Annotated in this window: 10 protein-coding genes; 5 read left to right on the plus strand and 5 right to left on the minus strand. The window is 75.1% G+C overall.

Annotated features, from left to right (window positions below):
• Positions 1–18 precede the first annotated feature (18 nt).
• Positions 19–627 (plus strand): CinA family protein, encoded by a 609-nt coding sequence (locus OG389_RS27625; protein ID WP_443059465.1) that lies wholly within the window; start codon positions 19–21, stop codon positions 625–627.
• 109 nt (positions 628–736) lie between these two features.
• The gene (locus OG389_RS27630) at positions 737–1,117 is read left to right on the plus strand and encodes a helix-turn-helix domain-containing protein (protein WP_328301131.1); all 381 of its coding nucleotides are present in this window, start codon (positions 737–739) and stop codon (positions 1,115–1,117) included.
• A gap of 526 nt (positions 1,118–1,643) precedes the next feature.
• Here the strand turns inward: OG389_RS27630 and OG389_RS27640 are convergent.
• From OG389_RS27640 to OG389_RS27650, 3 genes are all read right to left on the minus strand, one after another.
• Entirely contained in the window at positions 1,644–2,411 is a 768-nt protein-coding gene (locus tag OG389_RS27640; protein ID WP_328301133.1) for an SDR family NAD(P)-dependent oxidoreductase, read from the minus strand.
• A 36-nt stretch (positions 2,412–2,447) separates the two neighbouring features.
• On the minus strand, positions 2,448–3,329 hold the full coding sequence (locus OG389_RS27645; protein WP_328301134.1) for an Fpg/Nei family DNA glycosylase: 882 nt from the start codon (positions 3,327–3,329) through the stop codon (positions 2,448–2,450).
• A gap of 571 nt (positions 3,330–3,900) precedes the next feature.
• On the minus strand, positions 3,901–8,502 hold the full coding sequence (locus tag OG389_RS27650) for an Lhr family helicase (RefSeq protein WP_328301135.1): 4,602 nt from the start codon (positions 8,500–8,502) through the stop codon (positions 3,901–3,903).
• An 80-nt stretch (positions 8,503–8,582) separates the two neighbouring features.
• On the opposite strand from OG389_RS27650, the gene OG389_RS27655 reads away from it, so the two are divergent.
• Positions 8,583–9,431 carry an AraC family transcriptional regulator gene (locus OG389_RS27655; RefSeq protein WP_328301136.1) on the plus strand — a complete coding sequence of 283 codons (849 nt, stop codon included), beginning with the start codon at positions 8,583–8,585 and terminating at the stop codon, positions 9,429–9,431.
• A 767-nt stretch (positions 9,432–10,198) separates the two neighbouring features.
• On the opposite strand, the gene OG389_RS27660 is transcribed toward OG389_RS27655, so the two are convergent.
• Positions 10,199–11,002 carry a nucleotidyltransferase domain-containing protein gene (locus OG389_RS27660; protein WP_328301137.1) on the minus strand — a complete coding sequence of 268 codons (804 nt, stop codon included), beginning with the start codon at positions 11,000–11,002 and terminating at the stop codon, positions 10,199–10,201.
• A gap of 66 nt (positions 11,003–11,068) precedes the next feature.
• Between OG389_RS27660 and OG389_RS27665 the strand changes: the two genes are divergently transcribed.
• On the plus strand, positions 11,069–11,830 hold the full coding sequence (locus tag OG389_RS27665; protein ID WP_328301138.1) for an AzlC family ABC transporter permease: 762 nt from the start codon (positions 11,069–11,071) through the stop codon (positions 11,828–11,830).
• A complete protein-coding gene (locus OG389_RS27670) occupies positions 11,827–12,135 on the plus strand; it encodes an AzlD domain-containing protein (RefSeq protein WP_328301139.1) in 309 nt (102 codons plus the stop codon). Before OG389_RS27665 ends, OG389_RS27670 begins: the two co-directional genes overlap by 4 nt.
• Here the strand turns inward: OG389_RS27670 and OG389_RS27675 are convergent.
• The gene (locus OG389_RS27675) at positions 12,104–13,090 is read right to left on the minus strand and encodes a hypothetical protein (protein ID WP_328301140.1); all 987 of its coding nucleotides are present in this window, start codon (positions 13,088–13,090) and stop codon (positions 12,104–12,106) included. The genes OG389_RS27670 and OG389_RS27675 overlap by 32 nt on opposite strands.
• Between the last annotated feature and the right edge of the window lie 47 nt (positions 13,091–13,137).

A 13,137-nucleotide genomic window follows, 5' to 3' on the forward strand; every position in this document is an offset into this window, starting at 1 on the left:
GACGGCGTGCGGCAGGGCATGCGGGACGGCGTGGCACGTGGCGCGGTAACGCAAGAGGCGGGTGATTCTTCGGTGACGGGTGGTGCGGTGCGGAAGGCCGGAGATGCTGCCGGGGACACCGGGACGGTTGCGGCAGATGTGCTGCGCCTGCTCGCGGAGAGTAACGGTACGGTCGCTGTGGCGGAGTCGCTGACCGGCGGCATGGTGGCGGCCGAGCTCACGGCGGTTCCCGGTGCCTCCCGGTCCTTCCGGGGCTCGGTCACGGCGTACGCGACCGAGCTGAAGCACCAGGTGCTCGGGGTGGACGCCGAGCTGCTGGCGGCCGAGGGTGCGGTGAACGCGCAGGTCGCGGAGGAGATGGCGGCCGGAGTGCGGCGCGTACTCGGCTCCTCCTGGGGCATCGCGACCACCGGCGTGGCCGGTCCGCAGGCCCAGGACGGGCAGCCGGTGGGCACCGTTTTCGTCGCCGTGGCGGGCCCCGGCGGCAGGAAAACGGCCCAGCTGAGGTTGAACGGCTCCCGTGCGGAAATTCGTAGGGAGAGTGCACGGACAGTGCTCGAACTGCTCGCGAGCGAACTCCGCGAGAATCTGCGGGGGCAGGATACGGAACAGGACGGGGGGATTTGATGTTTGCAGCCCTGAGTGAACACGACATCGCTCCCCGCACGGCCGCCGCGCGAGGCGGTACGGTGGGGCGTGAAGGTTACGGCTACACGGTCAGAGGAGGGAGCCACCGATGATTCTGCTCCGTCGCCTGCTGGGTGACGTGCTGCGTCGGCAGCGCCAGCGCCAGGGCCGTACTCTGCGCGAAGTCTCCTCGTCCGCCCGGGTTTCGCTCGGCTATCTCTCCGAGGTGGAGCGGGGGCAGAAGGAGGCATCTTCCGAGCTGCTCTCCGCGATCTGCGACGCGCTTGACGTACGGATGTCAGAGCTGATGCGTGAGGTCAGCGACGAGCTCTCGCTCGCCGAGCTGGCACAGTCGGCCGCGGCAAGCGAACCGGTGTCCGCACCGGTCCGCCCGATGCTCAATTCGGTATCCGTGACCTCGGTCACGGGTGGCCCGGAGCGGGTGACCATCAAGGCGCCCGTGGAAGCGGTGAATGTCGTAGCCGCTTGAAGGATTCGTCAGCGCGTGTGACTGCGCGCTGAGCGTATGAGTGTGGCCGGGAGCCCCGGCCGGTGCCTCAGGCACCGGCCGGGGCTCCCGGCCGTTCTGGGTGCGGGGGCGGAGGGGGTGCGGGAAGATGGGGCCCGTCCGGGTCTCCGGCCCCTGGAGGTGGCCGTGCGGCGGTTGCTGCGCATACCTGTGGGCCTGGCCCTGGCCCTGACTGTGTCGGCGGGCTTGCTGTGGTGGTGGGCCGTGCTGCGGCTGGTCCTGACGCCGGCCGAGGCCGGGCCGGTGGAGGGTGCGGTCGCCGTCGGGGGCTGGGGGCTGGGCCTCCTGCCGGTGCACTGTGTGCCGGGGCCCTCGGGTGGCCGTCGTTGGACGGGCGCACGCGGGGGCGGTGGGCGTGGTGGGGATCCGGGTGGGGGACGGGCCGGTGATGAGCCGGCTGCCTGGGAGTCGGTGGCCGGGGAGCCGCTGGGCGGTGAGTCCGCGGCCTCGGAGTCCGCGACCGGGGAGTCCGCGACCGGGGGAGCGGCTACCAGGGCATCGAGACTCCACCGTTCGGGCGAAGGATCTGGCCCGTCATGAAGGACGAGGCGTCCGAGGCGAGGTAGAGCACGGCCTGGGCTATGTCCTCGGGCTCGCCAACACGGCCCAGCGGGGACATCCGCGTCATCATCGCCTCGGTCTGCTGCTGGACCTCGGGGCTGTGGCGGCCGGTCATCGGGGTGCGGATCCAGCCGGGCGCGACGGCGTTGACGCGGATGCCGTGCGGGCCGGCCTCGGTGGCGAGGGTCTTGGTCAGCTGGACGACGGCGGCCTTGGCGGCGCTGTAGCAGAGCAGGCCCGGCTGGGCGGCGTCCACGGCGCCGGAGGCCATCGTGATGATCGAGCCGGGGCGGCCGGCCGCGATCATGGCGCGGGCCGACTCCTGGCAGGTGCGCAGGACGCCCTTGAAGTTGATGTCCAGGACCCGGTCGAGGTCCTCGTCGGAGGTCTCCAGGACGCTGCTGCTGTGCATGATCCCGGCGATCGCGGCGGTGATGTCGAGCGGGCCGGCCTGGGCGACCGCCGCCCTGAGCGCGGCCCGGTCGGTCACGTCGAGGGGGTGGACGGTGGCCCGGCCGCCGGCCTTGGTGACCAGTTCGGCGGTCTCCTGGAGGCCCTGCTCGTCGCGGTCCGCGCAGTGCACGGCCGCTCCTGCCTCGGCGAGGAGTACGGCGGTGGCGCGGCCTATGCCGCTGGCGGCCCCGGTGATCAGGGCGGTGCGGCCGGTGAGGTCGTACGCGGTGGGTGTAGGCATGCGGGGACGGTACGACCGTATCTGACGGAGCGTCAACTACAGTGCCGGGCCGGATTGGCAACGGGGGCACCAGTAGGTGGGGCGGCCGGCCTGGGCGGCCTCGCGGACCGGGGTGCCGCAGCGCAGGCAGGGGCGGTGGGCGCGGCCGTAGACGAACAGCTCCTGACCGGGGCGGTGGCTGCCGGTGGTGTTGCGGTGGCGGGCCTTGTTCGCGTCAAGGAGCCGGTGCGCGGCGGCGGTGATACGGGGGAGGGTGGCCGGCGGGATGTCTCCGACGGGGGTCCAGGGGGTGAGCGCGGCGAGGAAGCAGAGCTCGGACTTGTAGATGTTGCCGATGCCGGCCAGGTTGCGCTGGTCGAGGAGGGCCTCGCCGAGGGGACGCCCGGGGGCGGCGAGGAGGTTCGCGGCGGCGGTGGCCGCGTTCCAGTCGGGGCCGAGGAGATCGGGGCCCAGGTGGCCGACGGCGCGGTGTTCGTCGGCGGTGCGGAGCAGTTCGACGACGGGGAGGCGGTAGCCGACGGCGGTGTCGTCGGCGGTGGCGAGGATGACGCGGATCTCGTGGGCGGGGCCGGCGGGGCCGGCGGGGCGGGTGGGGTGTGGGGGGTGTGGGGTGGTGGCCGTGCCGGCAGCCGCGGTTGCGGTTGCGGTGGGGAAGACGCGCCAGGTGCCGTCCATGCGGAGGTGGGTGTGCAGGGTGAGGGGGGTCGCGGCCTCGCGGGTCTGTGCGTCGGGGGCCGAGGCCGGGCCCAGGCGGATGAGGAGGTGCTTGCCGCGGGGGACGACCCCGAGGGTGGTGCGGCCGGTGAGATCGGCGGTGGCGAAGCGCGGGACGCGCAGGTCCGACCGGGTGAGCACCTTGCCCGCGAGGGCCTCGCGGAGCCGGGCCGCGGTGCGGTAGACGCTGTCGCCTTCGGGCATGGCCCCATTGTCCCGCGCGGGCGGCGGGCGGCGGGCGCAGTGGCCCGTGCGGGTTGCGGGGGTGGGCCGGGTCCGCGTGGGGGGTTGCGGGGGCGGGGCCGGGTCCGGGTGCGGGGCCGAGGGGGGTTCCCGGGTCTCCGTGTGGGGCTGCGGGGGCGGGATCCTGGGTCCCCAATTGGGGCGGCCGGGTTGTGCACGGGTTACCCCGTCGCTGCGCGGGGCCGCGCCCTGCCCCGCCCTTCCTCCGTTTTCCGGGGAACGGAGGCGGCTGTGAGCTGGTCCCGGGGTGCGGTGTCGGACGGCGTCCTGGGTTGGCACGGCGTTCGGGTTCGTTCGGTGTGTGGCGCGGCGCTGGGGAGTCGTGCGTGGGCTCGGCTGGGGGATTCCGGAGGGGGGCTTGGGCCTGTCGTCAGACTCCCGTCTGCCGCGCGGCGACTGGCACGCACGCTCGCCGCACCGGGCGAAAGCCCGAGTACGTCCAGTACGCGGGCTGCCGCCCGGCACGCCGGGAGCACGCACCAGCCGCCGCGCGGCCGCCCTTCGGGCGCCGACGGGAGTTCGACGACCGGCCCTAGCGCAGGCGGAGGCCCCGGGGGGTGGCGTGGAAGCCCGCCGATTCGATGGGTGGGGCATAGGGGGACGTGAGGGACGGGGTGGCGTTGACGCGTTCCACCGTGAGGGCGGGGAGGGTGCCTGTGCGGGAGGCGGCCGTCAGGGCGGACAGTGCGGCCGTCAGGCGGGGGTCGTCCGGATCGGGCCAGGCGAGGAGGGTCTTGCCGCCGCGCTCCAGGTAGAGGGTGAGCTCGCCGTCGACCAGGACCACCAGGGAGCCCGCCTTGCGACCCGGCTTGTGGGTGGCACCGGCCGGTGGCTCCGGCCAGGGCAGGGCCGCGCCGTACGCGTTGGCCGGGTCGGCGGCGGCCAGGACCGTCGCGGCCAGTGGGGGCGGGGTCCGCTCGGCGGCGCGGAGCCGGTCCACCGCGCCGTCCATGGCGAACTGGGCCGCGCCCAGGCCTTCGACCACGTACCCCCTGCGGGCCTGGCCGCTGTCCTCGAAGGCCGACAGCACGCGGTAAACCGCGCTGAAGCCGCCCTCCACCCCCTCGGCCGCCACCGCACCCCGGGTCACCACGCCGTGGCGGTCCAGCAGGGTACGGGCCAGGGCGTGCGCGCGGTGGGTGGGGTCGGGGGCGTGGGCCGGGAGCAGGGACCAGCGGCCCGACACGGTGGGCGGGCCCGTCCGGGAGGCGGGGGTGGTGAGCGTGCCGTAGCGGCCGCGCGGGATCGTACGGCGGGCGCGGTGGGCGGTGGCCCCCGCCGTGCGGCCCGAGCCGAGGAGGTTGCGCAGCGGGGACAGGGTGTCGTTCGTCAGGCGGCCCGACCAGGCCAGGTCCCAGAGCGCGGAGGCGAGGTCGAGGTCCGAGGCTTCGGGGTGCCGGGCCCGCACCGCCTCCGTCAGCTGGCGGAAGAACAGGCCGTAGCCGCCCGAGAGGGTGTCCAGGAGTGCCTGGTGGAGCGGGGTGGCCTCCAGGGGGTGCGGCGGGGGGAGGAGGAGCGGCGCCGCCTCCGCGAGGTAGAGGGAGATCCAGCCGTCCTTGCCCGGCAGGGCGCCCGCGCCGGCCCAGAGCACCTCGCCCGTGGTGGTGAGCTCGTCCAGGAGCGCGGGGGAGTAGTCCGCCACGCGGGACGGGAGGATCAGGCGTTCCAGCGCGGAGGCCGGGACCGCCGCGCCCTGGAGCTGCTCGATCGCACGGGCCAGGCCGTCGATGCCGCGCAGGGCCCCGCCCAGGTGCTGCCACTGGGGGAGGAAGGTGGCGAGGGAGGCAGGCGGGACCGGTTCCAGCTCCTGGCGCAGCGCGGCCAGCGAACGGCGCCGCAGCCGCCGCAGCACCGTGGCGTCGCACCACTCCTGGCCGATGCCCGCCGGGTGGAACTCGCCCTGGACCACCCGCCCGGCCGCCGCGAGCCGGTGCAGCGCGCCGTCCGTCACGGCCGGGCCCAGACCGAAGCGGGTGGCGGCGGTGACCGTGGTGAAGGGGCCGTGGGTGCGGGCGTACCGGGCCAGGAGGTCGCCCAGCGGGTCCTTCACCGGCTCGGTGAACGCCTCCGGGACGCCCACCGGGAGCGCGGTGCCCAGCGCGTCGCGCAGCCGGCCCGCGTCCTCGATCGCCGCCCAGTGCTCCTCGCCGCCGATCCGGACCCGGATCGCCCGGCGGGCCGACGCCAGGGACTGCGCCCACGCCGGGTCCGCGCCGCGCGCGGTCAGTTCCGCGGGGGTGAGCGGGCCCAGCAGGCGCAACAGGTCGGCCACGGACTCGGCGTCCTTGGCCCGCCGGTCCTCCGTCAGCCACTGGAGCTCCCGCTCCAGCTCCGCCAGTACTTCCGCGTCGAGCAGTTCGCGGAGCTCCGCCTGGCCCAGCAGCTCGGCCAGCAGCCGGGAGTCCAGCGAGAGCGCGGCGGCCCGGCGCTCGGCCAGGGGCGAGTCGCCTTCGTAGAGGAACTGAGCGACGTACCCGAAGAGCAGGGAGCGGGCGAAGGGGGAGGGTTCGACGGTGGTGACCTCGACGAGGCGGACCCGGCGGGCCTCGATGTCGCCCATCAGCTCGGTCAGGCCCGGCACGTCGAAGACGTCCTGCAGGCATTCGCGTACGGCTTCCAGCACGATCGGGAACGAGCCGAACTCCGAGGCCACCTGGAGCAGCTGCGAGGCGCGCTGGCGCTGCTGCCACAAGGGGGTGCGCTTGCCCGGGTTGCGGCGCGGCAGCAGCAGGGCGCGCGCCGCGCACTCGCGGAAGCGGGAGGCGAACAGCGCGGAGCCGCCCACCTGGTCGGTGACGATCTGCTGGATGTCCCCGTGGTCGAAGGCCACGTCCGCCGCGCCCAGCGGGGGCTTGTCGTCGTCGAACTCGAAGGACCGGTCGGACCGGTCCCGGGCCGGATCGTGGTCCAGCAGGTCCAGGTCCATGCTGAGCAGGTCCGCGTCCGGCAGGCGGAGCACGATGCCGTCGTCGGCGTGCATCACCTGCGCGTCCATCCCGTACCGCTCGGAGAGGCGGGCGCCGAGCGCCAGCGCCCAGGGGGCGTGCACCTGGGCGCCGAAGGGGGAGTGGACGACGACCCGCCAGTCCCCGAGCTCGTCGCGGAACCGCTCGACGACGATGGTCCGGTCGTCCGGTACGTGGCCGCAGGCCTCGCGCTGTTCGGCGAGGTACGCGAGGACGTTCTCGGCGGCCCAGGCGTCCAGGCCGGCCGCCAGCAGCCGCAGCCGGGCGTCCTCGGCCGTGAGACCGCCTAGCTCGCGAAGGAACGCGCCGACCGCGCGGCCCAGTTCGAGCGGGCGGCCCAGCTGGTCGCCCTTCCAGAACGGGAGGCGGCCCGGGACACCGGGGGCCGGGGTGACCAGGACGCGGTCGCGGGTGATGTCCACGATCCGCCAGGAGGTGGTGCCGAGGGTGAACACGTCGCCCACGCGGGACTCGTAGACCATCTCCTCGTCGAGCTCCCCGACCCGGCCGCCGCCCTTCTTCGGGTCGGAGCCCGCGAGGAAGACGCCGAAGAGCCCGCGGTCGGGGATGGTGCCGCCGGAGGTGACCGCGAGGCGCTGGGCCCCCGGGCGGCCGGTGATCGTCCCGGCGACCCGGTCCCATACGACCCGGGGCCTGAGCTCGGCGAAGGCGTCCGAGGGATAGCGGCCGGCCAGCATGTCCAGCACCGCCGTGAACGCCGAGTCCGGCAGTGCCGCGAAGGGCGCCGCACGCCGCACCAGGGCGAGCAGGTCGTCCAGCTGCCAGGTGTCCATCGCGGTCATCGCGACGAGCTGCTGGGCGAGGACGTCCAGCGGATTGGAGGGGATCCGCAGGGACTCGATCGAGCCCGTGCGCATCCGCTCGGTGACCACGGCGGCCTGGACGAGGTCGCCCCGGTACTTGGGGAAGACGACTCCGGTGGAGACCGCACCCACCTGGTGCCCGGCCCGGCCGACCCGCTGCAGTCCGGAGGCCACCGAGGGCGGGGACTCCACCTGGACGACGAGGTCCACCGCGCCCATGTCGATGCCGAGTTCCAGACTGGAGGTGGCGACCACGGCGGGCAGCCGGCCCGCCTTCAGGTCCTCCTCCACCAGCGCCCGCTGCTCCTTGGAGACCGAACCGTGGTGGGCGCGGGCCAGCAGCGGCGGCGCGCCCAGGGCGGCGCCCGACTGGGCCATGATCTCGGCCGGGGGCGAACCCTCGGGCAGCGGACCGCCCGTGGCGCGCTCGTACGCGATCTCGTTGAGCCGGTTGCACAGGCGCTCGGCGAGCCGGCGGGAGTTGGCGAACACGATGGTGGAGCGGTGGGCCTGGACCAGATCGGCGATCCGCTCCTCCACGTGCGGCCAGATCGACGGTTTGTCGCCGCCCTCCTTGCCCTCGGTGGCCGGCGAGCCGCCCAACTCGCCCATGTCCTCGACCGGGACGACCACCGACAGGTCGAACTCCTTGGTCGAGGGCGGCTGGACGATCTCCACCTTGCCGCGCGGCGCGAGGTACCGGGCGACCTCGTCCACCGGCCGGACCGTCGCGGACAGCCCGATCCGGCGGGCCGGGCGCGGCAGCAGCTCGTCCAGCCGCTCCAGGGACAGGGCCAGATGGGCGCCGCGCTTGGTCCCGGCGACCGCGTGCACCTCGTCCAGGATCACCGTCTCGATCCCGGCCAGGGCGTCACGGGCGGCCGAGGTCAGCATCAGGAACAGCGACTCGGGCGTGGTGATCAGGATGTCCGGCGGTCTCGTGACCAGTGCCCGCCGCTCGGCGGGCGGGGTGTCGCCGGAGCGGATCCCGACCCGGATCTCCGGCTCGGGCAGGCCCAGGCGCACCGACTCCTGCCGGATGCCGGTCAGCGGGCTGCGCAGATTGCGCTCCACGTCCACGGCGAGGGCCTTCAGAGGAGACACGTACAGCACCCGGCAGCGCTTCTTCGGCTCCGCCGGGGGCGGGGTGGACGCGAGCTGGTCGAGGGCGGCGAGGAAGGCGGCGAGGGTCTTGCCGGAGCCGGTGGGGGCCACCACCAGCACGTCCGAGCCCGCGCCGATGGCCCGCCACGCGCCCTCCTGCGCGGCGGTGGGCGAGACGAAGGCCCCCGTGAACCAGGAGCGGGTCGCGGGGGAGAAGGAGTCGAGCGCGGTACCGGACATGCCCCCATCGTGCACCCGCCCACTGACAACCGGCCGGACCTGCGAGGACGCCCCGGCAGGCCGGGGCGCAGAATGGGGGGATGGGGACGGGGACCGGAGCGGACGAGGGCCGACGGGAGTGGGCACGGCACTGGCAGTACGCGGAACTGCCCGGGCTGGACCTGCTGCGCGCCCACTACGTACGCCACACCTTCCCGCGCCACGCCCACGACGGGTACGTCATCGCGGCCGTCACCGGCGGCATCGAGGAGATCGGCCTGCCGGGCGACACCATCCGCGCCGGACCCGGCAGCGTGGTCCTGATCAACCCCGAGGTACCGCACACCGCCCGCGCCGGGGTCCCCGAGGGCTGGGCCTACGCCACCCTCTACCCCTCCCGGGCGCTGATCACCGAGGTCGCCGCCGAGATCGGCGCCCCGCGCGGGACCCCCGGCTTCACCGCCGACATGGTCACCGACCCGCAGGCCTCGCGGGTGATCACCGAGGTCCACCGGGCCGCCGAGGCCGGCAACGCGCTGGCCGCCGACACGCTGCTGCGCGGTGTGGTGGCCCGGATGCTGACCCGGCACGCCGGGCCGCTGCCCGCCCGTACGGTACGTCGCGCGGGCGCCGCCGACGCCGAGCGGGCCCGGGCCGTACTGGAGGAGCGGATGGGTGAGCCGCCGTCGCTGGAGCAGCTCGCGGCGGAGCTGGGGACCAGCCCGTTCGCCCTGCTGCGGGCCTTCCGGGACCGGTACGGCATGCCCCCGCACACCTGGCTGACCGACGCCCGGGTCCGGCGGGCGCGCCGGCTCCTCGACGCGGGGACGGCGCCGGCGGAGGCGGCCGTCACCGTCGGCTTCACCGACCAGCCGCACCTGAACCGGCACTTCACCCGCATCGTGGGGGTCCCGCCGGGTGCTTACCGGCGGGGGCGGGCGGCCGGTTAGTCTCCCGGTCATGGACCGGTTGCCGCGGGCCAGGGTGTGGGGCGCGTACGTGGCGCCGTTGCGCGGGCGGCTGCCCGAGTGGCCGCCGCCGGGCGCGGTGGTGGAGCGGAAGGTGTACGGGGCCGACCCGCCGGGCCTGGCCGAGGAGCTGGAGACGGCCGGGTTCACCGCGGACGCGGAGCGGTCGCTGCTGGTGGCGGAGTTCGCGCCGATGGCCCCGGTGCGGGCCGGCCGGGTGCGGTCGGTCCTGCTGGACGCGCGGGTGCGCGAGCTGGCCGACGCGAGCGGTCCGCACGCGCGGCCACCGGCCGAGGTGGAGGCCGACGGCTGGGCCGCGTACGGCAGCGGTGGCCGGGGGAGCGCGGTGCCGCTGCTGGACGGCGGCAGCCCGACCGCCGCCGGGTGGGCCGGACGCTTCGCGGACTCGGACTTCGTGGTCATCGGCGGGCTGACCGGGCCGCACGCCGAACTGGCGGCCGCCTTCGCCCCGCTGGCGGAGAAGGCCTACCCCCACGGGAACGCGGCGTCCTACTGCGTCGCCGAGGCCGGGGGAGAGCTGCGCACCGCACTGTCGGAGGCGGGGTTCGTGGAGATCACGGAACCCGCCCCGTCGGCCACCTGGTCCCTCGAAGCCCTGGGCGCAGAGGGGGAGGAGGAGGTCGACGCCCTCGAGGCGTATGGGGCGGGCCGCTGCTCGCCGCCGTCGGGGCGGAGCTCACCGGGCTGCTCGGTGAGCCGCTGCGGCGCCGGGACCCGGACGACGGGCCTTAGGCGGCCAGCGCCGCGCGGGTCTCCTCGATCAGGGTGCGGGCCTCGGAGACCGTGGCCGTCAGGGACTGCGCCGTCGTGCCCTGTGCGCCCAGCAGGGTCCGTACGCGCTCGCCGAGACCCGCCGGAGCGGACGGCAGTAGCTCGGCGGCGGCCAGGGCGCCCTTCTCGTTCAGGCACCAGCGCCGGTCCGCCGCGTAGAGGGACTGGACGAGGACGCCGAAGGCCCGGGACAGGCACAGCGAGACGTACAGGCCGTCGCCGCGGGCCGCCCCCTTCGCGGCGCCCGCGACGAGGAACTCCGCCTCCCAGGCCGCCGCGACCAGGGCGTCCCGCAGCGGTTCCGGGTAGACCGAGACCGAGGCGCGCAGGGCGGCCAGTTCCCCCGCCGGGTCGGCCAGGACCTGGCCGAGCGCCACCTCGCCCGGGTAGCAGGGGGACCAGAAGCCGAGCGGGTGCCCCGGCTGCACGCCGACCTCGTAGCGGCCCTCGAGGCAGTCCTCCCAGACCCGCTCGACCCGGTCCAGGTCCCGCAGGATCCAGTCCACCGCCACACCGCCCACGCGCAGCCACGCCCCGCCGTTGACCCAGGGCCCCCAGCCGCCCGGCCCGGCGACCTCCACGTCCGGTCCGGCCAGCGCGCCCAGAGCGGCGAGGTCGATGGAGCCGCGGTAGTAGACGCCGAGGTCCCAGTCCGATTCCGGCCGGTGCTCGCCGCGTGCCCGGCTGCCGCCGAGCATCACTCCGCTCACGCCCGGCACCCCGGCCAGCCGGTCCGCCATCTCCTTGATCACTTCATGCATGGTGCAAGAACGTACAAGACCTGGATGCCGGGTTCTCCGTAATTTCAGGGCGTGGGAGAACATCAGATGGCCATACGAGAAGAACCCGACCGGCAGGTCCCGGACGGGGCCGGGTCCGCGGCAGTGACCGGGTCCGCGGCGGCGACCGGGGCCGGGGTCGTGGACAAGCCGCGCGCCGCCGTCGTCCGCGACGCCCTCGGCGTCGGAGTGGCGGTCGGACTGTCCGGCTTCGCCTTCGGGGTGACGGCCGCCGGATCCGGGGTCAGCACCCTCCAGGCCTGCGTGCTCAGCCTGCTGGTCTTCACCGGCGCCTCGCAGTTCGCGCTGGTCGGAGCACTGGCCGCCGGCGGGAACCCCTTCACGGCCGCCGCCGGGGCCTTCTTCCTCGGCACCCGCAACGCCTTCTACGGGCTGCGGCTGTCCCAACTGCTCGCGCTGCCCAAGGGAGTTCGGCCCCTCGCCGCGCACTGGGTGATCGACGAGACCACTGCCGTGGCCCTCGCCCAGCCCGACCGGAAGTCGGCGCGCCTCGGCTTCACCGTGACCGGGCTGACCCTCTACGTCCTGTGGAACGTCACCACCCTGCTGGGCGCGCTCGGCGCCGAAGCCATCGGGGACACCAGGGCGTGGGGGCTGGACGCCGCCGGGCCCGCCGTCTTCCTCGCGCTGCTCGCCCCGATGCTCAGGACCGGCACCGAGCGGGCCGTCGCCGCCCTCGCCCTCGTCCTGGGACTGGGCCTGCTGCCCGTGCTCCCCGCCGGGGTACCCGTGCTGATCGCGGCGCTGGCCGCGCCGATCGTGCTGTGGATGAAGGGACGCCGCTCGTGAACGTCTGGATCGCCATCGGACTCACCGTCGTCGGCTGCTACGCCGTCAAGCTCGCCGGACTGCTCGTCCCCGCCGGAGTCCTGGAGCGGCCGGCGGTGCGCAAGCTCTCCGCCCTGCTGCCGGTCGCGCTGCTCGCCGCGCTCACCGCGCAGCAGACCTTCGCCACCGGCCACGAGCTCGTGCTCGACGCCCGCGCCGCCGGACTGGTGGCCGCCGGGATCGCCCTGCTGCTGCGGGCGCCGTTCCTGGTCGTGGTCGCGGCGGCCGTCCTGGTCACCGCGGGGCTGCGGGCCCTGGGAGGCTAGCTCCGCCCGAGAGGCCGCCGTAGGCGCGCAGCGTCAGCAGGGCCTCCAGCGTGGCGATCGGGCGCCGCTCCAGCGAGCTGCCCGGCGCCCACCCCGCCCGGTGCACCGGCCAGCCGCCGTCCGGCTGCTGCAGACCGGCCAGGAAGTGCAGGGAGCGGCGCAGCTCCGCGTCCGTGAACCAGCCGCGGGCCAGGGACTGCGGGCGGCGGGCGAAGTCGTACGGGTACAGGTGCTCGCCCGGGGCGTAGCCGGGCACCTGCGGGTACGGGTCCGGCCGCGCGGGGTCCAGTACGACCAGCTGTTGCTCGCGGACCAGCCGCCCCAGCCGGTCGGCGGCCGCCGAGGCCCGGGCCCGGTCGGGGACCCCGTCCAGGAAGGCCACCGCGCTCTGGACCTCGTACGGGTGCGGGTGGCGCAGGTTCTCCACCCGGTCCCAGCAGAAGTCCGTAGCCCGGAACAGCCACGCGTGCCAGAACCGGTTGCGGTGCAGGATCCCGACGACCGGGCCGGTGGTCAGCAGCTCGCCCGGCGGGTGGTCGTGCAGCGGGAGATGGGGGGCGGCCGGGTAGCCGCCGTGGGCCGGCCCCGTCACCGGCGCGGTCAGCGGGAGCGCCCCGTCCGGGGTGGAGACCCGGGTCAGGTGGCCGCAGAGCCGCTCGATGCGCTGTCCGGCGCAGCGGCCCAGGCCGTCCAGGACGCGCAGGGCGTGGGCGGTGTGCAGCGGGTGGCTCAGCGGGCCGCGCAGATCGGGGTCGAGGGCGTGGCCGTAGCCGCCGTCACCGCCGAGGTAGGCGCCGAGGGCGGCGTCCACCGCGTCGGCGTCACCGCCGAGGAAATGGAACGCGAACCGCCGCTGCTCCAGCACCCGGGCCGTGAGCCAGATGAACTGCTCGGCGCGGGCCAGCGCGCTCGCCGTCGTCGGCGCCGCCGGGGCGCACGCTTCGTCTCCAGCCATGCGAGAAACGTAGGGGTCCGCGGTACGGCGAGGGGGCCGGAACGGGG

Source organism: Streptomyces sp. NBC_00435 (genome assembly GCF_036014235.1).
Classification (GTDB): domain Bacteria; phylum Actinomycetota; class Actinomycetes; order Streptomycetales; family Streptomycetaceae; genus Streptomyces.